The sequence below is a fragment of the Fibrobacter sp. genome (assembly GCF_017551775.1).
Taxonomy (GTDB): Bacteria; Fibrobacterota; Fibrobacteria; order Fibrobacterales; family Fibrobacteraceae; genus Fibrobacter.
In genome coordinates this window covers 1-20,082 of record NZ_JAFZKX010000077.1, presented here as the reverse complement: position 1 = coordinate 20,082, position 20,082 = coordinate 1, and the positions used below count along the sequence as shown (strand labels likewise).

Here is a 20,082-nt window from a genome sequence, read left to right as displayed (position 1 = left end):
CCACGGGCGCTGATCGAACGGAACAACGTCAGATTCGATTTCGAGGTAGGTTTCGCCGTCGAACTTGCTGGAACGGTTTCCGTTCCAGAAGTAGGTCACGTGGCCGTACTTCTGCGTTTCGGAGCAAGCGAACTGCTTCACGCCCGTTTCGGCAAGCCATTCACCGCTGGTTTCCTTGATGGCCGGAGGCGGCACGAGGAAGCGGTTCGGGAGCTTGAGGTCACCGTCGTACTGGAGCATGCCGGCGTAGCAGACCTTCGGGAAGCGCTTACGGTCAAATTCGTTGAAGGATTCTTCTTCGAAGGCGCGGGTGATTTCGATGGCGCGGTCGCCACGGAAGTTGAAGAACACCACGGAGTCGCCGTCGTTGATGGTGCCGACCGGTTGGCCGTCCTTCGCGATCACGAACGGGGGGAGATCCTGGTCAATGGCCTTGGTTTCGCCACGGAGAGTTTCGATAGCCTGGGTGGCGTTGTCGAAGTAGCGGCCTTCGCCGAGCACGTGGGTCTTCCAGCCGAGTTCCACCATCTTCCAGTTAGCATTGTAACGGTCCATGGTGATCTGCATACGGCCACCGCCGCTAGCAATGCAGACGTCGAATTCCGGGCTGCGGAGTTCGTCGAGGAACTTTTCGAACGGGCCAACGTAATCGAGTGCGGAAGTTTCCGGCACGTCACGACCGTCGAGGAGGATGTGGACGCGGACCTTCTTGAGGCCTTCCTTCTTGGCCTGGGCGACCATGGCCTTCAGGTGAGAAATGTTGGAGTGAACGTTACCGTCGCTGAAGAGGCCGATGAAGTGGAGCACGGTGTTCTTTTCGCGGGCGTTGCCTGCAATTTCCTTCCAAGCGTCGCGGCCGAAGATTTCGCCAGAGACGATGGAATCCTGCACGAGGGCGGCACCCTGGTTGTACACCTGGCCAGCACCGATAGCGTTGTGGCCGACTTCGGAGTTACCCATGTCTTCGTTGGTGGGCATACCGACGGCGCGGCCGTGGGCCTTCAGGAGCACGTTCGGGTACATCTTGAAGAGGTTGTCGAGGGTCGGGGTACGGGCAGCCTTGATGGCGTTGCCTTCGACCTTGTCAGTGATGCCGAAACCGTCCATCACGATGGTGACGACGGGTCCCTTGATACCGGGGAAGTTGGAAAGTTTCTTGAGCATGTTTTACTCCGTATAGTTAAATTACGGGCGTAAAGATAGAAAAATCAAAGATGATGTGAATCCTGAGCGGCTTCTATGTGAGCCGTAGGCGACTTGTATTAACAAGTCGTCGAAGGCGAGAGCGAGTGAGAAACCGGAGATTTCATCACCCGAGACGACGAACGAGCGGTCGCAAAAAGCCTTCCCGCGGGGGGAAGGCTCGATAAAGGTTTTGGCTAGCGATTACTTGTAGTAAACGATAGTCACGGTGCCCTTGGTGGCCGACTCAAACATGGCCTTGCGGACCATCATCGGGTAGAGCGTGCCGTCGGCAGTGACGACTGCGAGCCACAGACCGCTGGTCAGTTCATCTTCGAAATTGAAGTTGGACTTCTTGAAGTCTTCGCGGCAAAGAGGAGTCTTTGTCGGCAGGAGACCGGTGGTCTGAGCGCTTTCTTCAAAGACACTCACGCCAGCGCCCGGAATGATGGTCGCAGATTCATTCGCAATCTTGATAGTGATGTGCGGATTGTCGGCAAGGCCGGTTGCGAAGTTGATTGCGCTCTTGCTTGTGCCCATGCTGTTGGAAAGCGTGTCTTCGTAGGCCGTGACCGGAGTGCAGACCTGGGCGACAGAAGAAGAGGATTCAACAGGCTGGGCGGCGGCGCATTCCGCTTCCGGACGAACGAACTTGAGCGTGTCGATGACGGTCGTGTACTTCGTGGTTTTCTCGCCTTCTTCCTTGCTGCTGGCAAAGATGGAGATGTAGAGCTGGAATTCGCCACAGGAGCTAAGCTGCTTGAATTCAAGATACTTCTGCGAGAAGGAAACCATCTCGTTCGGGAAAACGACGCCGTCAAGGTTGATGTTCACCTTTTCCTGGTAGGGCTTTCCGTCAATCACCTTGCCCACAGCGAAACTCACGCTGTCGATAGTGGTCTTGACATTGGCCGTGTATTCGGTTTCCGGGTCAACAAATTCGGGATCGAGCTTGATGACTCCGCCGAGGGAGCCGCGCATGCCTTCGGTGCCGGACATCACGGTAATCTTGAGGCCGTTGACTACAACCGGGGAATAAGCTGATTCTTTGGGAAGATCAATTTGGGGACCGGGAGGGGTTTCTTTGCCCGGTTCGTCAGGGCCGGATCCATTGTCAGGACCACAGGCGATGTATGCAAAGGATGCGGCCGCGAGTACTGAGCCGAGAATAATCTTTTTGAAGTTCATGAGAGTACCTCTAATCTGTTTTTCTTGAAAATAATCAAAAATAAGCTAAAAAGCAAAGGTTTTGAACAAAAAACTGCGAAATTTCGGAAACATACAGCCTAAATTACTCGTTTTTGCCCTTTTTATGAAACGCTCCTGCGCGGAAGCCTATCCGAGCCTTTCGGTGAGGCGGGTAAACCGGCGAACGCTCCTGGTATTGCGTACCGCGGTGGCGAAAGCCCCCGGGGCCGAAAGTACCCACACATGGCCCTTGGCGCGGGTTATCGCCGTGTAGACGAGGTTCCTCTGGAGCATCATGTAGTGGCTCGAATCGAGAATCACGATGACTGCCGGATACTCGCTTCCCTGGCTCTTGTGGATGGTGCTCGCATAGGCGAGGGTGAGCTGTTCCAGTTCGTCGCCCTCGTACTCGACCGTCTTGTCGTCGTAGAATACGGTAACCTTGTCGTCGTCCTTGCGCACCTTGAAGATGATGCCCACGTCGCCGTTGAACACGTTCTTGTCGTAGTTGTTCTTTATCTGCATCACCTTGTCGCCGTCGCTCCAGGGAACGCCCATAATCCTGTGGCGGCTTTTGCCCGGGTTCTGCAGTTCTTGCAAGAAGTTGTTGAGCTCGAATATGCCGAGGGGGCCCTTGCGCATGGGAGTGAGGATCTGCAGGTCGGTCTTCTGGTCGATATCGAGCTTGGAGCGCACGCCTTTTTCCAGGAGTTCGCGAAGGATGCCTTTCGCCTGCTCGGGTTCCTCGAACGGGATAAAGTGAAAGTTCGGGCCGTCGATGGGCGAGGGGACGATTCCCTGGTTTATCTTCGATGCCTTGTCGGCGATGTCGTTCCCGCCGGCCTGCCGGAATATGTGCTGCAGGCGCGTCGTCGGGATTCTCGGACAGCGGATGAGGTCGTTCAACACGTTTCCGGGCCCGACACTTGGAAGCTGGTCCGCATCTCCCACGAGCACGATGCGCGTCTTGGCGTGTATCGCTTCGAATAGCGCCGCGGCAAGCCAAGTGTCGACCATGCTGAACTCGTCGATGATGAGCAGGTCGCAGGGGAGCTTGTTCTCGACGTTGCGGTTGAATTTCTTTGTCGCGGGGTCCATCTCGAGCATGCGGTGGATGGTGCGCGCCTTTATTCCGCAGAGGTCGCTCATGCGCTTGGCTGCACGGCCCGTGGGGGCGGCGAGGAATACGCTTTCGTCCATCTTCTGCGCGAGGTGGAGTATGCCTTTCAAAATGGTCGTCTTACCGGTACCGGGGCCGCCCGTGATAATGGATATGCGGTAAGCGAGCGCCATCTCGATGGCTTTCCTTTGCATGGGGTCAAACGCGAACTTGTGCTCGTGTTCCCAGTCCATGAGCGCGCGTTCGAAGCCTGCGGTCGGGAGCGCATTGCCCGCCAGCCGGTAAAGAATGTTGTCTGCAATGCTCTGCTCGGCGCGGAACAGCGGCGGGTAAAAGCAGTCGTCGTCTATCCGCTTGATGCGTTCGCGTTCGCACAGGTGGTCGAATTGTTGGATGAGCCCGTAGACGGCGTCGTCGTCTTCCATCGGGATGCGCAGAATCCGGAACGTTTTTTCGAGGAGGATGTCCTTGGGGAGGAACACGTGCCCTTCGTTGAAACTTGATTCCTGCAGTACGTACAGGAGGGCGGATTGCAGGCGCTTGGGGCTATCCTTCGGGATTCCCACCTTCATCGCGATTTCGTCCGCCTTCAGAAATCCGATGCCCCAGATTTCTTCGCAGAGCAGGTAGGGGTTCTCGGAAATGCGCACGATGGTTTCTTGCCCGAACTGGTTCCACAGTTTCTTCGCGACGCTGCCCGCGATGCCGTGGCCGTACAGGAACAGCATCGTTTCCCTGCTGTGGCGGTTCAGTTGCCAGGCGGCGAGGAAGGCCTCAATCTTCTTGGCGGTAATGCCCTTGATTTTAGCCTTGCGGAAAATGTCGGGATGGTTGTCGAGAATGTCGGCGGTATCTTCGCCGAATACCTTCACGATGGCTTCCGCCGTCTTGGGGCCGATTCCCTTGAAAAGTCCGGAGGCGAGGTATTCGGTGATGTTCTCGTCTTGCGGGGCGCAGACCTTGAACGAGGTGCATTTGAACTGCCGACCGTATTTGGGGTGGTTGCCCCAGTCGCCTTCCATCTGCAGTTTTTCGCCGGACCCTAAATCGGGAAAAGTCCCCGTCACCACGACGGGGGCTCTTTCGCCTTCCACGTTAACGCGCAATACGGAGAAGCCGCTGTCGGCGCTGTGGAAGGTGACGTTTTTTATGGTGCCTTCGAGTTTTACCACTTGTCAGGGTTGAAGGACTTGTCGTTCGAAAGTTTCTTGCCGCGCAGGCAAAGGAACGTGACGAGTACGACCGCACCGATGGCGGCGAGTACGAGCGCCAGGTTGTAGTTGAGGCCGAATCCGACAGGGGCGCCCTTCAGGTTCTCGGGGCTCACCCAAAGGATGTAGGCGAGGCAGATGAACGACATGAACAGGCACGGGAAAAGCGTAATCCAGAAGTTCTTGCCCTTGCTGCGGAGGTAAACGGTTGCGACGCACAGGCTGCAAACCGCCATGAGCTGGTTGCTCCAGCTGAAGTAGTTCCACAGGATGTTGAAGCCCTGCGGGTTGAGGTTGCTCCAGAAGATGATGGCAAGGCAGATGGTGAACATCGGGACGGTGAGCAGCAGGCGCTTTTTCGGGTCGGCCTGGTCGATGCCGAAGAGTTCCGCGATAGTGAGGCGCAGGCTCCTGAGGCTCGTGTCACCGCTCGTAATCGCGAGGATGATGACACCCACCACGACGAGAACGGAAATCGGGGCGAACGGGATGACCGTCGAGACGAGAACGCTCAAGACTTTCACGCCGCCGGCTGTCATGAGTTCGGGTTGCATGTGGTAGATGAACATGCCGCCGGCTGCCCAGATCATGCCGATGAGGCCTTCGATAATCATCATGCCGTAGAACGTCTGGCGGCCGGTCTTCTCGGTCACTTCGGTGCGGGCGACGAGCGGACTCTGCGTGCTGTGGAAACCGCTGATGATGCCGCAGGCGATTGTCACGAAGAGCATCGGGATAATGGGCTGGTGACCCGGATGCTGCGTGAAGTTCGAGGCGATGTCGGAGAGGTTGATTTCGTCAAGGACGTTCAGGTTCGGGGCGATGCCGATCATGATGCCGAGGGAGGCGAGGATGAGCATCCCGCCGAAAATCGGGTAGATGCGCCCGATGACCTTGTCGATGGGGAAGAATGTGCTGGTGAAGTAGTAGGCGAAAATCACGGCGACCGCAATCCAGAACAGCGTGGGCGATACTGCGGAACCTGCGATGATGGGCGTGTTCACGAGCTGCGCGGGCGTGTTCGTGAATACGGCGCCCACGAGGATGAGCGCGACCGAGATGAGCGCGATCACGATTTTCGAGGGAACCTTGCCGAGGAACTTCTGCGAGAGCGCGGGCACGTTGTAGCCGTTGTTGCGCATGCTGATCATGCCGCTGAAGTAGTCGTGCACCGCACCGCCGAGCACGTTGCCCAGCGGGAGGATGATGAAGACGATTGCTCCGAACTTGATGCCGAGAATCACGCCGATGACGGGCCCGATGCCCGCGATGTTCAGAAGCTGGATGAGCATGTTCTTCCAGTGCTTCATCGGGACGCGGTCAACGCCGTCCGGGTTTGCGATTGCCGGAGTCTTGCGGTCGTCAGGGCCGAAGACATGTTCGACAAACTTTCCGTAGGTAAAGTATCCGCCGATAAGAATCGCGATACCGATAAGGAATGTAATCATGTTATGCCTTCTTTTTGGTCATTGGTCATTAGTTTCTGGTTAATGGTCAATGATAATGTGGTTATTCAATTTCATCTTCGGATTCGGTTTCAGCCGATGTGTCGTCTGTGGCAGGTTCGTCTGCGGCAGATTCTTCTGCGGGCTGTTCCGTTTCCTGGTCTAGTTCCTGCTGGGCTTCCTGGTTCGCTTGTTCCACGGCGGCGTTGCTTTCTTCTTTCTTCGCGCCGCGCACGTAGCCCTTGTCCTTCGCGATTTCGTCGGGAGTCTTGTCTTCGCCGAATTGCTGGCGCAGGTAAATCACGTTCGTTGTGAAGCTCGACTTGCCCGCATAATCGAAACTGACGACCGGGTGGTATGTCTTGCCGAGCTGGAATGCGAGCGCGAGGCCGAACTTGAATCCGCAATTTCCATCAACCGAAATGTTCGGGTTGATGTACATGTTCGGATTGGCTTCCTGTTCGAGGTGACCGGAGGACTTCATCGTCGCGGACTGGTATCCGAGCGTCATCATGACTTCGAAGAAGTTGAACGGCTTGTAACCGATGACCACGTCGAATGTCGTTGCGCCCACGTCAAGGTTGAGCTGTCCGGTGTAATCCTTGGGTCTGTAGCTGATGCTGCTGGAGTTGTAGCCGAAAACGAGGCTCACGTCAAGCCCTTGCGCCGCCTTCGGGAGCATGTACTGGAACCATCTGCCGAAACTGTACTGCAGGCCGAAACCGATTAGGCTGAATCCGCGCAGTTCGCTGATCGGGGGGAGCCACATTCCGCGGAGCACGATTCTCGCATGGAACATGCTCACGCCCAGCTGCAGGTAGGGATAGCTAAATACGCTGAGCCCGTTCAGGGTCTCGTTACCGTAGATGTTCTGGCCGGCGGGATCGGTAATCGGGTCCCATTTGCCGCCGAAGATTGTCGGGACTTCGCTCGGCTGGCCGAGAATATTGTATTCCGTGAAGGTGCGGTCTTCGCTGTTGATGGGAATGAGCGCCACGGGCAGGCCGAATTCGAATGCGAGGCTTTGCGGCACGTTCGCGCTCACGTACCAGTTGCTGTTCAGCACGTTGCCCAGGTTGTCGATGATGGGCTTCACGTAACCGGGACGGTTAAAGGGGGCGCCGACGACACCAGGCCTGTCTTCGAAGGCGGCGAGTGCTTCGTATATGGAGGCCCAGCCTTTTTCGTCCATTGCGGTCGCGAAAGAAGTGGCCCCTAACAGAAATGCGAATGTGAGTTTGGCAAGCGTTTTCATACGCTGCCAAATATAGAAAATCGGGGGGACGGGCCAAGCCCTAGAAGCGGAACTGCAAGGTTACGCCGGCGAAGAAGAAGGTCTGCCACATGTACGAATCGAGATCGCAGAGTTCGCTTGCTTCGGTGTAAACATTCTTGAACCAGTTCTCGTAAATTTTGATATACGGGACGATGGCCAGGTGGTCTAAAATGTAATATTTGACATTCGCGATAAGTCCGATGGAAGAGCCCATGAATTCGGATTCGCTGGCTTCGCCATCGATGTATGCCGTATTTTCCGTGGTAAGCGTGGTGTAGGAATACGCCGCGCCGACGCCAACCTGGAAATCTTCGGGCCAGAAGAAATTGTACATGAATTCTGTGCTGGCTCGCCAGTAAAGGCTGTTGCCTTTGACCGATTCATCGGGATATCCGTAAATTTTCTGTTCTGAACTCCAGATCTGGAAATTGAACGCGATGGTGAATTCGCGAACGTTCACGCCGATGGTGAAGTCGGGGCTGGCAAATACACCGAGGTCGGGCGGATAGATTTTCTGCGTCCTGCCCGAGGTGTCCTTCATCGAAAGCACGCGTTCGTTCATGTCGCCAGTGCTTGCGAACATGCCGAAACCCGCACTGAAGAAAAATCTGCGCGGCCATTCGTCTTCGGCAAATGCGCTGTGGGCCGTGAAGAACAACGCCAAGATGATGAGCAGTCGTTTCATTGTAACCTCGGATTTTTTTTAGTAGCCAGCCCATTCTGCGGCAATGGAAGGGCTTGCCTTGCGGATGGCGTCGTCTTCGGGCGAATTCTTGGCAGGGGCGATGTCCCCGCTTTCGATGCGCGATTTGATTTCGTCGAATGTCTTGGGAGGGACGGAGGAGGGGCTGTTGTCGCCGACGACCTTGCAGGGGGCGCCTTCGGATTCCTTCGCCTTGTCCTTGACCGGCGTGTATTCGCGGGCGGCGGGCACCGTGTAGAACTTGTCTTCTTCGGGGCACCATGCGGTAAGGCATTTGCCGTAGACGCATCCCGAGTCGAGCCCGATAAATCCGGGAATATTCACGAACCCCTTCTTGGCCCAGTGCCCGAACACGACTGTCTTTTCCCATTTAACTTGTTCGAACCACGGCCTGTCATTCCACTTGCGGATGGAAAGCAATACTTCGGGGCTCATGTCCTCGAGGCGTTTTTTGCCTGGTTCGAGGCCTGCGTGCACGAGGAGCGCGTGCGGGGTGTCGCGCCAGAGGGGCCACTGCTTCACGGTGTCGCGGATGAATTCCCAGTCTTCCAGGGGGAGCGCCTTGAAACGCTTGCGCTGCTTTTCGGTCCAAGTGCTTTCGGGGTTTTCCATCGAACGGATCAAATGCTCTTCGTGGTTCCCGCGTACGGTAAGGATTCCGAGGTCGATGACGGTACGCATGGCCCGCATCATGTCGGGACCCTTGTTGATGATATCGCCGGTTTGGTATAAAGTATCTTTCCCGCGTACAAAGCCGAATGCGTCTATGATGCGCTCGAGTTCATCTGCGCAGCCGTGGACATCACCTATGTAAAGAGTTCGGGACATAATAGTTGTTAGTTAGTAGTTACTAGAATTTCTTTTATCAAGAAGCATTTTGGTGTCGGCAACGCTAGTAACTAGTAACTCGGAACTAGTTACTGCGGCGAAGCCGCTTACAGGTGTACCGCTTGGCGCAGCTTGTTCAATTCGTCGGCGGTGAGTTCGCGGAATTCACCCGCGGGCAAATCGCCCAGCTGGATATGGCTGTAACTCACGCGCTTCAGGTCTCGGATCTCGTAACCGACGGCGCGCATCATGCGGCGGATTTCGCGGTTCTTGCCCTCGATGAGCACGAGTTCGGCGAATCCGTTTTCGAGATACACGTCGGTCGCGAATGCGATTTCTTCTTCGGCGTCCGGGTCTTCGGGGTCGCGGATGTCGACTCCGTCCACGAGTTTCTGGGCGGCGGCTTCGCTAAGCTGGCGCGTCGTCCACACGTAGTAACTGCGCGGAATCTCGTAGCTCGGGTGCGTGAGCCGGTGCAGCAGTTCCCCGTCGTCGGTAAACAGCAGGAGCCCGCGGCTCTGCAGGTCGAGCCTTCCCACGTACTTGAAGAAGGCGTATCCCGGCGGCAGGTAGTCGTATACGGTGCGTCGTCCCTGCGGGTCGTCCTTGGTGCACACGCATCCTGCGGGCTTGTGGAACATGATGACTTTCGTCTTCTTCGGGAGCTTCGCCGTCTTCCCGTCGACCTTGACGTCGTCTGCGTTTTCGTCGACCTGGTGTCCCATGTCGGTGATGGTTTCGCCGTTCACCTGCACGCGTCCTTCCTGTACAAGGGCGTCTGCGGCGCGACGGCTCGCGATTCCGCAAAGGGATATGAACTTGTTGATGCGCATCATGTGCTGTTCTTCGATAAAGTTTTTGCCTTAGTCTTCTTCGCCGTCCATCTGGATCTTGAGTTCCTTCAACTTTCTCCAGAGGGTGGCGCGGCTGATTCCGAGCCGCTTGCAGACTTCGGTCTTGTTGTTCTTGCAGACGCCCAGCGCATGCAGAATGTGCCTGCGTTCCATTTCTTCGAGCGAGATGATGTCGTCGCTTTCCGCAGGTTCGCTAGGCGCCTTCGCGGGTACATCCACGTTGCCGGTCTCTAATCCCGGGAGCAGGTGCGTCTCGGACTGGCTTTCCCGGATATGCGGGATGGCGACCGTCTTTTCGCGGGCTTCTTCCTGCACGTTTTCGGGCAGATCCTCGAGTCGCAGTATACCGCCTTCCGAGAGCACAATCGCATGCTCGATGATGTTCTCGAGTTCGCGGATGTTGCCCGGGTAGGGGTATTTCGCGAGCGCGTACTGCGCCGCTGGTTCCACGTTGATGATGTCCTTCCCGTGGGTTTCCTTGTACTTCAAGATGAAGTAGCGGATAAGCGTGGGAATCACGGGCTTGCGTTCGCGCAGTGGCGGGAGCGTCAGGTGGAACGTGTTGAGACGGTAGAAAAGGTCTTCGCGGAATTCGCCCTTGAGCATGGACGCCTGCAGGTCGCGGTTCGTCGCCGCGATGATGCGGATGTCGAGGTAACGCGCCTCGGTTTCACCCACGCGCCTGATTTCGTGGCTTTGTAAGAATCTTAACAGTTTCACCTGCGTCGCGGGCGAGAGTTCGCCGACTTCGTCCAGGAACAGCGTTCCCCGGTTTGCCGCCTCGAACAGGCCCTTCTTGTCGGCCGTAGAACCCGTGTACGAACCTTTCTTCGCACCGAAGAGTTCGCTTTCGACCAGATTTTCCGGTATGGCCCCGCAGTTGACCGCGATAAACGGTTCGGCGGCGCGCTGGCTGTAGCGGTGTATTACATTTGCGAGGAATTCCTTGCCCGAACCGGATTCGCCGGTGATGAGCACGGTGCTCGTCGTGGGGGCAATCTTGTAAACTGTCTTGAGAATCTTCCTCATCTCGGGCGTGTCGCCCAAGAGGCTGTCCAGCACCTGCGATTCCATCAGCTGGTGTGTGGACTTGTTCTGCCTTAATGTCTGGATTTTCTTCGCGGTGTCTTCGAGCTGATTGACCGTTATCGGCTTCATCAAGAAGCTGTTTGCCCCGCGGTTGATGGCGCTGGTGGCGCCCGGCCAGTTCTTATTGTCGCAAAGGATGAAAATCTCGATGTTCGGGTCTTTTTCTTTTAAAAAACTGACAAGATCCATGTTGTCGAAGGTAAGAAACGGAACTTCGATAAAAGCGAGGTCTATCGAACTGTTTTTTACCAGGGGCATCAATTTGTCCTTGTCGTTACAGAGCGAGAGCTCCGTATCGTCCAAGGCCCAGGAACGTCGAATGTCGCTGATAAAGTCCTTGTCGGAATCAGCAATCAGTATGTTCATCGGCATGAATTACTGATGGTTCTTGATGATTTCATCAACCTTTTCGCGGAACTGCTGGATATCGATGGGCTTGTTGAACGTGACAGCCACATCGAAGTGCTTTGCCGTCAACAGGTAGTCGTCCGCTGCGGTACGGCCGCCTGCACTCACGGCGATGGTCCTGTCGCTCATACCCATGCGGCGAAGGTCCAAAATGACTTCATAGCCATCCACGTCCGGCATGATGATGTCGGTAACGATGACATCGTACTTCTTGTTCTGGTAGAGGGCCTTTGCCTCTCTGCCGTTGCTTGCCGTTTCCACTTCGTAACCCTTGACTTCAAGGGCGGTCTTCATCATCAAGTTGAACTGTTCGTCGTCATCAATAATCAAGATAGTGGCCATTATGCATCCTCCGTTTTTTCGGTTGCTAAATCCCAATATAGATTAAATTGAGTGCCTTCACCGAGGGTTGTGTGCACGGTGAAATGCGCATTACTGTCTTTTAGCAGCCTTAGGGCCGATGTCAGGCCCAAACCAAGCCCTTCTCCGGGCGCTTTTGTGGTGAAAAACGGCGAGAAAATGCGTTCCAGGGTTCCCGAGTCGATTCCGGTACCCGTGTCGGCGATGGTGAATTTCGCATAAACTCCCGGTTCGATGGTCTCGGAGAAGGGGAGGACGAGCTTCTTTTCCAGTTCGGTGCGCTCGAGCTTGAACGTAAGCGTACCGCCGGTTTCCTTCATGGCGAATATGGCGTTGTTCGCGAGGTTGCTCAAAATCCTGTCCAGGGCCGCCGGTAGGCACTTTATCTTCAGGTCCTTGTCGATTTCTTCGGTCGAGATGTGGATGTTCGAGGGGAGCGTTAGCTGCACCTTCTTCACGACATCCTCGATAATCAGGAACGGAGAGAACACCATCGGCTTCGGGGCTATGGAGGCTTCGTTTCGGATGGCGCTCAAGAGCTGGTTCACGGAATCCTTCGCCTTGTTCGCGGCCTTGTTCGCTTCGCTGATGAGGTCGGCCGCTCTCGCGATGGTCTTCGCCTTCTTTTCGGGAATGTCGTCGGTCGGAACGCTCTGGAGGGTTTCCTGCGCAAGTTCGCAGAATCCGATTTGCGCCCCGATACTGTTCTTGTAGTCGTGAGCGAAACCGCCGAGCATCGTTCCCAGGTCTTCGAGGCGCGAATGGATGCGCTTCTGTTCGCTCAGGAGGTCGCGTTCCCTTTCGAGGCGCTTCTGCTCGGTGATGTCCTGCTTCAGCCCGATGATCTTGTACGGCTTCTTTTCCGCGATAATAGGGATGAACTGCTCGTTGTAAATGAATACGGTCTTGTTGTTGAAGATGAGGTTGTTGGCTTCGTCTTCGGAAATCTTTTCGTGACGGTCGTTTTCGTAGGTGGTGCAGATGTTCGAAACGCCGCTGTTGCGCGCCTGCTTTTCGCGGTCCGTGATGGACTCGGAATTGTCCGTCGTCTGAATGAGGTTTCCGCGGTTTTTGATGTCCATGATGTTCTGCGTCGTGTACACGCCCTGTTCGTTCTTGGACCAGAACTGGAACGGGAGCGCGTTGATGAGCGTCGAACTAAAGTTGCTCTGTTCCTTGAATTTCTTTTCGGAGTTGTCGAGGCGGTCTTGGTAGCGGATGAGGTCCTTCTTGTAGTCGGCGAACTGGCGGTTGAGCGTCTTGATGCGTTGCTGGTAGAACAGCGAGTTCGTCTGGTCGCTCAGGAGCAGGAGCCACATGTACGTGGTGAGCGTGGTGCGGTACTTGAACAGCGATACGCAGAAGGAATGCAGCTCGTCGTTGATTTGCACCTTCATGTTTTCCATGAGGATTTCGTTTTCGAATTTCAGGTTCGGAATAAAATCGCGGATGTGGTGCATTTTCATTTCGCTACCCGACTTGCGGAACAGGAGCTGCGCGGCGGGGTTGCTCATGCTGATCTTGCCGTCGGACTGGAACGTGAACACGCAGTCGCTCAGCTGGTTGAACAGGCTCTTCATGAGCCAGTGGGAACCTTTATTCTTGAACGAAATCGAGGTGAAATACTGCCCGCACAGAATGGCGAGGAATATCGTGGCGTATTGGTGCCATTGCAGGAATATGGGGTGCCTTCCGTTGATGTTGAAGTCGCTGGAAATCGGTATGATGAAGTCGAAGAGGAACGCCAGCATGGTAAAGAAGATGAAGGTCCCTGCCATGTAGAGGTTTATCTGCGCGGCATCCTTGTCTCCGGTCTGCAACGTCATGCTCAAAAGCTTGTATATGGTGAGGAGAAGCTCGGGGAACACATAGATGAGGAACAGTATGGAATAAATCTTGAAGAAGGGGTGGTCCTGGAAGGGCATGTAGCCGAATACCTGGAATTCGGTAATTATGGTTTCCTTCACACAGAATATGAGCGTGACGGCAAAGACGTTGAGAACGCTGATGGCATTCAGCAGCCTCCAGAAGTTCAAACGCCTGAAATGGAGCGCGTGTTCGGCGATGTGGTAGATGGCGTTACCGGTCTGGATCCAAGCGAGCGCCTGCAGGCCGAAAATGATTTTTGCCGAGTTCCCGAAATCGGGACCGCTGAAGAACAGGTTTCCGACAAGGCTCAGCGTGTTCCAGTAGATGCAGATGAGCATCAGCTGGTAGATGGCTTTTGGAAACTGCCTTATCCCGGTCTTTTTCCCCAGAATATAGGGAAGCAAAAACGTGAGCAGAAGAGCCCACGCAGAAAGGGCCGTCGAGATAGGCGAATTGGAATACAGAATCTCTTGCATATCTTCTAGAAACTTATATAAAAAAATCCTGAAAAGAAAAGTCCCGCTTTCAGCGGGACTGAGAATTTTGCCCTAAGTTTTACTTCGAACGTCTGATTCCGAATGTTTCCGTCTTTTCGTAGGAATCAGAGGAATCGAAACGTTCCTTTGTTTCCTGGTCGAGGTTGGGGTTGGGCAGGAACTTGCAATCCAGTTCGGCCTTGTAGATATAGGCGCCAGTGCCGACAGCCCTGCCCTGTTTCGACCGTACTCCGCCCTTGGGCGCGTTGACCCATTCGACGAAGAACGTCACCTTGTTGTTCGTCGAATAGTAAGTATCGGAATTTACGACGAAATTGCCGGAAATACGGTTCACGAAGCTACCCATGTTCGTGTAGATAGGAATGCTGTACTTCACCTTGAGGCTTCTCCAGTAGGCGGGCTGGTTCAGGGCACCGCCACGCGGGACGGTCAGGTCCATGGTCCATACGACACCGTTGAGCGGCGTTGTCAAGGTATCGATTCCCGTCTGCACGACATTCTCTCCCTCGATGCGGTCGAGCTTGTGGGTGGCCGGGTTCACGATGTAGAGGTTGATTGTCTTGTTGCTCGGGTTGAGAGACGGGGTGGATGCCGAAACGGTCGTCACCGGGGTCTGCAGGTGGATATCGAACTTGATCTTCGGCTTGGTGTCGCCACCGATGGTGACCATGGGGTTGTTATCCGCCGGCATGTTGCCGCTCAAGTCGGCAAACGCACTGGCTGTCTTCGGAGCGAGGTTGATGCGGTCGCCTTCCATGACAGCGGCTGTGGCTTCGTGGTCGAAGAGAGCGTTGAGGGTGGTCTTTCCGTTAGAAAGACTCCACATGTTGATATCCATCTTGCTGATGTTCAGGTTGCTGCGCTCACGAACATAGAGGATAGCGAGGGAATCTATGACGTTGACAGGTTCGCTTATATAGACGGTGAGCACTTCGTATGTCGACGAGACCAGGGTCGCCGATGTGAATACGGGGCCCGCGAGGTCTTCGGCAATCGAAGATTCAGATTCGTAGGCCGCACCGTCGCCCAGGTGCTCGATAACGAGGCCTGCGCCAACGAGGTCCTTGCCGTTCAGGGTACCTTCGTAATTGCCGTTGGTGTTGCCCAGCGAGAACGGTACGGGAAGGTCGAACGAACTGGACATCTGGTCGGCGTTCAGCTGGAACTGCGACTTGTGTACAGTGAGGGTTTCGGGCATGGCGCTACCGAATATGATGGAAATAGAATCCGGGTAGTGCTTCGTGTCGACTGCTTGCGCGAACTTGATTTCGATATGTTCGGCAAGGCCGTCTTCATCCTTGTCCGAGATGCTTGCGTAGGTCATCGGGATCGGGCGAATCTTCAGGAGCACGTCCACGACCTTCGGAGCGCAAGGTCCGATGCCGTTTCCGGCGAGGTCCTTGATGGTCGCGGTCGGGGCGAGTTCGGCCTTCATGCCTTCTGCGACGAGGGAGCCTCCGCCCGCATCGAAGTCGATTTCGAATTCCCAAATGTTGTGTGCCTCGTTGTAGAGCTTAACGCCCTTCACGTGGACTGCGACATCGGTCGAATTCAGACGCAGCGGCCATTCGGGAGAGGGTTCCTTCACGGGTTCGCTGAACTGGATGTAGACGAAGTCGCTTGTGGCATCCGGGAGCTTTTCAAGTACGGAAACGGATACGAGCGTGGGCGGGATGCCATCGGTATAGAAGTCCGCGGATTCCTTCTTGCCTTCCTTGGTGTTGCTCACGAGCGTGATGCTTCCTTCGGGGTTCGTATTCATGGTGGCGCCCGTGAGGTTCGCTCCGACGACCAGGTCCCTGCCGTTTTGCGAAATGACCTTGGTGCTCGTGATGGTGTCGTTACCGTACACGTACTTGATGGAATTGAACGACTGGTTTTCTGCCGCTATGTATTCGTTCGAAAGCTTTATCTCGAAGGCGTCAGGAATGTCGTCGCAGTCGGTGTCGACCATCTTGGCTACGTCGATGATGGGCCAGGGCGGCAGATCTTCGATGATGAGCACTGCTTTCGCGGGGACATAGTTGACCTTGGAGGTATTTGTGCCGGTTGCCTTGAGTATGGTGGTTGTCGCCCTGTCGGAACTGACATAGAACACGGCTTTACCGTTGATGATGTCAATCTTGTCGACGGGGATGGTCGATGTCGCCGAAGTATAGAACTTGGCCAAACCAGATTCAGACGAGAGCAGCACGGTCAGCGGGTCCGTGTTGAGCAGAACCCTGTTCGAATCGAGCAATTGCAGATGCACTTCGGCCATTCTTCCCGTATAGACGCGCACGGTATCTACCGTGAACGAGAGAATACGGATTTCGGGCGGCGTCATGATCGTGTCGACTTCCACATTGCTGCGGACGACGGCACAGGCACAGTCGTAGCTGCCAGACTTGTTTGCCGCATGGTTGTGCCAGCTGACCCATTCCATGTAGTTGTTGCCGTAAGAAAGCGTCGTGTCGTGTAGGAACAAGAGCGAATCCTTGCGCGTGTCGGGGAAGTACATGGTCTTGTCGAAGTATGAATTCCCGTTCATTTCGAAGTCGTCGAGTATACCCATCGGGGATACCTTGCTCGAACCGCTGTACTTGGCTTCGTACACTTCTTGTTCAACCGAGTAGAAAGGCGTCTTGAACGGTTTGTCGAAAGTGAGGGCAACCGTGCGGCTTACCTGCGGGCCCGTTTCGGGCGTGTAGTCCGGGGTGTAGCCATAGATGTGCTTGCCATGGTAGAAGACGGCGATGTAGGGATCCCTGGTGAAGGCTACGACTTTAGTTCCATTGGAGTTGTGCTCGACGAACGTGGTTTCCGATCCTTTGAAGAACGGGGCTTGCGTCAAGTCGATGCCTTTAAAATACTCGGGATCAGTTTCTGCGGTGTGGGGCCGCAGAGACCAAGAATTCTCGATTTCCTTGAAGGTGACTGTTTTGACAGAGGGATTGTAATCATGGAATATGACTTGAATTATCAACTGTCCGGAGACTTCTACAACGCCTTTTACGTTAATGGGCAGATAGTATCCACCAAAGCCGTCGGGTTGTGAACTGCCAAACGTTATGTTGATGGGCTTGCCCATTTGTCCATCGCCGCCGAAATTTTGATGAGCATTTCCGAGAGCGGCAAGGTTTTCATTATTTAGATACAGGCGTACTTCGAAATCTTCAAAGGGAATGGTGTCGTTGTTGGTGATAGACATGATAAATGCGTGACAGTCTTGCCATGCGCTGCAGCTTGCTTCGGAACCGTAGGAACTCGGCTTCAGGTATATGTCGAGGTTAGCATAGGTGGCGTACGCTTCCGTAGTGAAGGAGAATTCTTCCGAGGTTTTCGCACCCGAAGAAACGGTGAAGTAGTACGTAGTTCCAGCACGCAGGTCGGTGAGGGTAGCTTCGTGGAAGAGTACCGCGCCGCCTTCTGCCGCCTTTGCGTCAGAATAGTTGCCGCTTGACGTTCCGTAGTTCACGATGCCGTTCATGCGGTCGCTAGACCACCAGTAAATCTTTGCGCTCCTGTGGTCGACCTGGCAGATGGTCACTCCGCTGATGTTCGTGTTGGCCGGAGTCATGGTAAACTGGTACCACTGTCCGTGGTTGTTGTCGGTCGTCAGGTTCCTCTTCGTGTCCATGCCTTCGAGGAAGAAGTAGTAGGTCTTGCCCGGTTCCAGGTTCGTGAGCATAACTGAGCCGCCTTTCGATGCGGTTGTCTGCTGTACGGACTTTGTGGTGTTTTCGTCGGGGGTTTCGCTGTAGAATACGGTTACGAGGGCGACTTCGTTCGCGTCCCAGCTTACGATGGCTTCGGTATTCGAAATCGGGGTCCCGGTAATGTTGCTGAACAGCGGGCCTTCCGCATCGATGGGGAGGGGTTCCGCAAGGCTCTGGGCGGGTATTAGCAACTGCACCGAGAAGTCGATACAGGTTTCCGTTGCCGTGTAGTCGCTCCAGTCTTCGAGCAATACTGCGTTCGGGGCGGCGCCGCCCATGAGAGCGCCTCTCGGGCATTTGTATTCATACGGCATGCCACCTGCGTTGTAGCCGTCCGGGTTGGCGGCGCGGTTGTGCGGGTGGTTCAGGTTTTTGTCGCCTGCACCCATCAAGAACGATATATCCCACGGGTTTGCGCCCAGGTTGTAGTAGATGTTGTCGAGGGCGAGGTTCTTGTAGGCTTCCTTTTCGGCACCTTGCGTGATTTCCGAAAGCATGAAGATGGCGTTTGCCGCACCCATGTTGTAGCGGTTGAAACCCCAGTCACTAGATGTCCAAACGAGGTTGTAAGGGCCGTCGGAGGTAACCTTTCCAAACCTGTTTTCGTAGACAAGGTTAGAACCCTGCGAGCCGTCGTCCGTGAGGCGGCGCAAGCAGTTCGTTGCACGCTGGATCAACGTATCGCGTTCAAGTTCGCCTACGTTGTATTCTTGTGCCGTTTCCTTATCCTTCAAGATGAGTTTTACGAACGAGAAAAGCACGTAGGAATGGATGTTTTCAAAGTCCGTGGGCCATCCACCTGGCGTAAATCCGCTTTTGAGCCCAAGGAAGCCGCCCTTGAAATAGGGGCCTGCGTCATCGGGTTCGTTGTTGTAGCCGTAGTTCGTAGAGTTGTCGTTGATTTTTAGGTTCTTGTAGAGGTCGTACTGGTAAGTTGTATCCTTTGTCGCGTACCACAGGGCGAGCGCTGCTGCGGCGGCATCGTCAATCATGTTGGTTTCGCTGGTGCCACCCGGATAGAACCCGAGGAGTCCATCGGTTGTCGTGTACGAACCGCCTAAACCGTAGACGTAAGACCTCAATACGTTCTTGTAGATGTCTTTGGCGGCATCTATAAGGGAATCGGCGTAGACGGGGTCGTAAACGTACCATCCCATGGCAAAGTAGGCGAGGGCAGCGGCATACACGCCAGCGCCAGTACCGATACCTTTTGCAACGGGGCGGTCGGGGCCGCCTTTATCTTGCGTCTGGGCGTCTTGCTTTTCGGGGACATCCCAGAATTGGTGGTCTGCACTGCCGACACCAATGGAATGGTACATGTCGTGCTGAGCAATGAGTCCGTCTTCTTTAGATGCCTTGTAGAGTTTGTATATGTAGTCTGCACCGACCTTCGCTTCGTAGAGGAGGTCCGGGATACCGTCGGTAAATACGGTGTCGTCGTAGGAATTGCCGTAGCGGTCTTCTGCCTTTTCCTGGTACACAAGGTAGGTCATGGCGAGCGCATAAGCAGTGTAGCCGAGCGTTTCCGAAACCTTGAAATGGTCACCGCAGTCGTGCCATCCACCGGTCAGGTCGTGATGGACGGCGGAACCATCCTTCAAGTGGCAGGGAGCGTGAAAATGCGACTTTGTATTACCGCAACGCTGGATGCCGAAGAATTTCAGGGAGTTCTCGAAAACGGCGTTGTAGATGGAGGGGTGCACATGGAATGTGGCCGACGTGTCGTTCCCGTTCACGATAAAGTATTCACCAATGGCCGTGAGCCCGGTGAAGTCTGCTTTATACAACTGTTCGGTACTCGATGTCTCTGCCTTGCTGCCGAATTCATAGACGCTTGTAATCGAGTTGAACGCACCGTTCACCCAGATTCCCGGCTTTGGAGCCGTTCCTACGGATGTGAGCGTGGTATTTCCTGCGTCGACCTCTCTCAGGGTGTTCGCATCGATAACTTTAAACGTCATGCTCGTCGGGTTGGCGACATAGGCGTACTTGTTGTCTTGAGGTCTGAAACCGGCTTGGTTCACGCGAATCGGGCGGCGGTTGAAGACGTTCAGTGAGTCGAGATATCGACGTTCGTGGACTTTGTCGGTTCGGTCGATAGCCGGGAGTTGTGCCATGGCGTTTACGCATAGCAACTCTCCCAGTACAAATGATGCCGTCAGCAGTTTTTTCAAGTACGTCATTTTCATGTTGTTTTCCAGTGCTTTCTATCTATTATTTTCTCTTAGCCCGCTTGAAGCCGAAGGTCTTCGTGGTGTTGTCGGTCGTCTTGATGACGTCGCCCTTCTCGTACGCGGGGCCGTCCTCCTGGACCGTGCTGGTCTCCGCCACGTAGGTCGCCTTGGATTCGAAGT

Annotated in this window: 12 protein-coding genes; all 12 read right to left on the bottom strand. The window is 54.9% G+C overall.

The window, feature by feature from the left end:
* Positions 1–1,164: 2,3-bisphosphoglycerate-independent phosphoglycerate mutase (locus tag IK012_RS09320; RefSeq protein ID WP_290953561.1), on the bottom strand; the 1,164-nt coding region annotated here is incomplete at its 3' end.
* 222 nt (positions 1,165–1,386) lie between these two features.
* Positions 1,387–2,370, bottom strand: coding sequence for a hypothetical protein (locus IK012_RS09315; RefSeq protein WP_290953559.1), 984 nt, complete (start codon positions 2,368–2,370; stop codon positions 1,387–1,389).
* A 147-nt stretch (positions 2,371–2,517) separates the two neighbouring features.
* Positions 2,518–4,662 carry an ATP-dependent RecD-like DNA helicase gene (locus IK012_RS09310; RefSeq protein WP_290953556.1) on the bottom strand — a complete coding sequence of 715 codons (2,145 nt, stop codon included), beginning with the start codon at positions 4,660–4,662 and terminating at the stop codon, positions 2,518–2,520.
* Positions 4,656–6,149 carry a carbon starvation protein A gene (locus tag IK012_RS09305; RefSeq protein ID WP_290953553.1) on the bottom strand — a complete coding sequence of 498 codons (1,494 nt, stop codon included), beginning with the start codon at positions 6,147–6,149 and terminating at the stop codon, positions 4,656–4,658. The genes IK012_RS09310 and IK012_RS09305 overlap by 7 nt, the downstream gene beginning before the upstream one ends.
* Positions 6,150–6,210: 61 nt before the next feature.
* Positions 6,211–7,401: a DUF6588 family protein gene (locus IK012_RS09300; protein WP_290953548.1), complete on the bottom strand. Its 1,191-nt coding sequence runs from the start codon at positions 7,399–7,401 to the stop codon at positions 6,211–6,213.
* A 40-nt stretch (positions 7,402–7,441) separates the two neighbouring features.
* Complete coding sequence (locus IK012_RS09295; protein WP_290953545.1) at positions 7,442–8,107, bottom strand: hypothetical protein; 666 nt, start codon at positions 8,105–8,107, stop codon at positions 7,442–7,444.
* Between the two features lie 18 nt (positions 8,108–8,125).
* Positions 8,126–8,953: a metallophosphoesterase gene (locus tag IK012_RS09290; protein ID WP_290953542.1), complete on the bottom strand. Its 828-nt coding sequence runs from the start codon at positions 8,951–8,953 to the stop codon at positions 8,126–8,128.
* Between the two features lie 107 nt (positions 8,954–9,060).
* On the bottom strand, positions 9,061–9,789 hold the full coding sequence (locus IK012_RS09285; RefSeq protein WP_290953539.1) for a pseudouridine synthase: 729 nt from the start codon (positions 9,787–9,789) through the stop codon (positions 9,061–9,063).
* 27 nt (positions 9,790–9,816) lie between these two features.
* Positions 9,817–11,262 (bottom strand): sigma-54 dependent transcriptional regulator, encoded by a 1,446-nt coding sequence (locus tag IK012_RS09280; protein WP_290953536.1) that lies wholly within the window; start codon positions 11,260–11,262, stop codon positions 9,817–9,819.
* A 9-nt stretch (positions 11,263–11,271) separates the two neighbouring features.
* Complete coding sequence (locus IK012_RS09275) at positions 11,272–11,646, bottom strand: response regulator (RefSeq protein WP_173346027.1); 375 nt, start codon at positions 11,644–11,646, stop codon at positions 11,272–11,274.
* A complete protein-coding gene (locus IK012_RS09270; protein ID WP_290953531.1) occupies positions 11,646–14,009 on the bottom strand; it encodes an ATP-binding protein in 2,364 nt (787 codons plus the stop codon). The genes IK012_RS09275 and IK012_RS09270 overlap by 1 nt, the downstream gene beginning before the upstream one ends.
* Before the next feature lie 79 nt (positions 14,010–14,088).
* On the bottom strand, positions 14,089–19,917 hold the full coding sequence (locus tag IK012_RS09265) for a glycoside hydrolase family 9 protein (protein WP_290953528.1): 5,829 nt from the start codon (positions 19,915–19,917) through the stop codon (positions 14,089–14,091).
* Positions 19,918–20,082 lie beyond the last annotated feature (165 nt).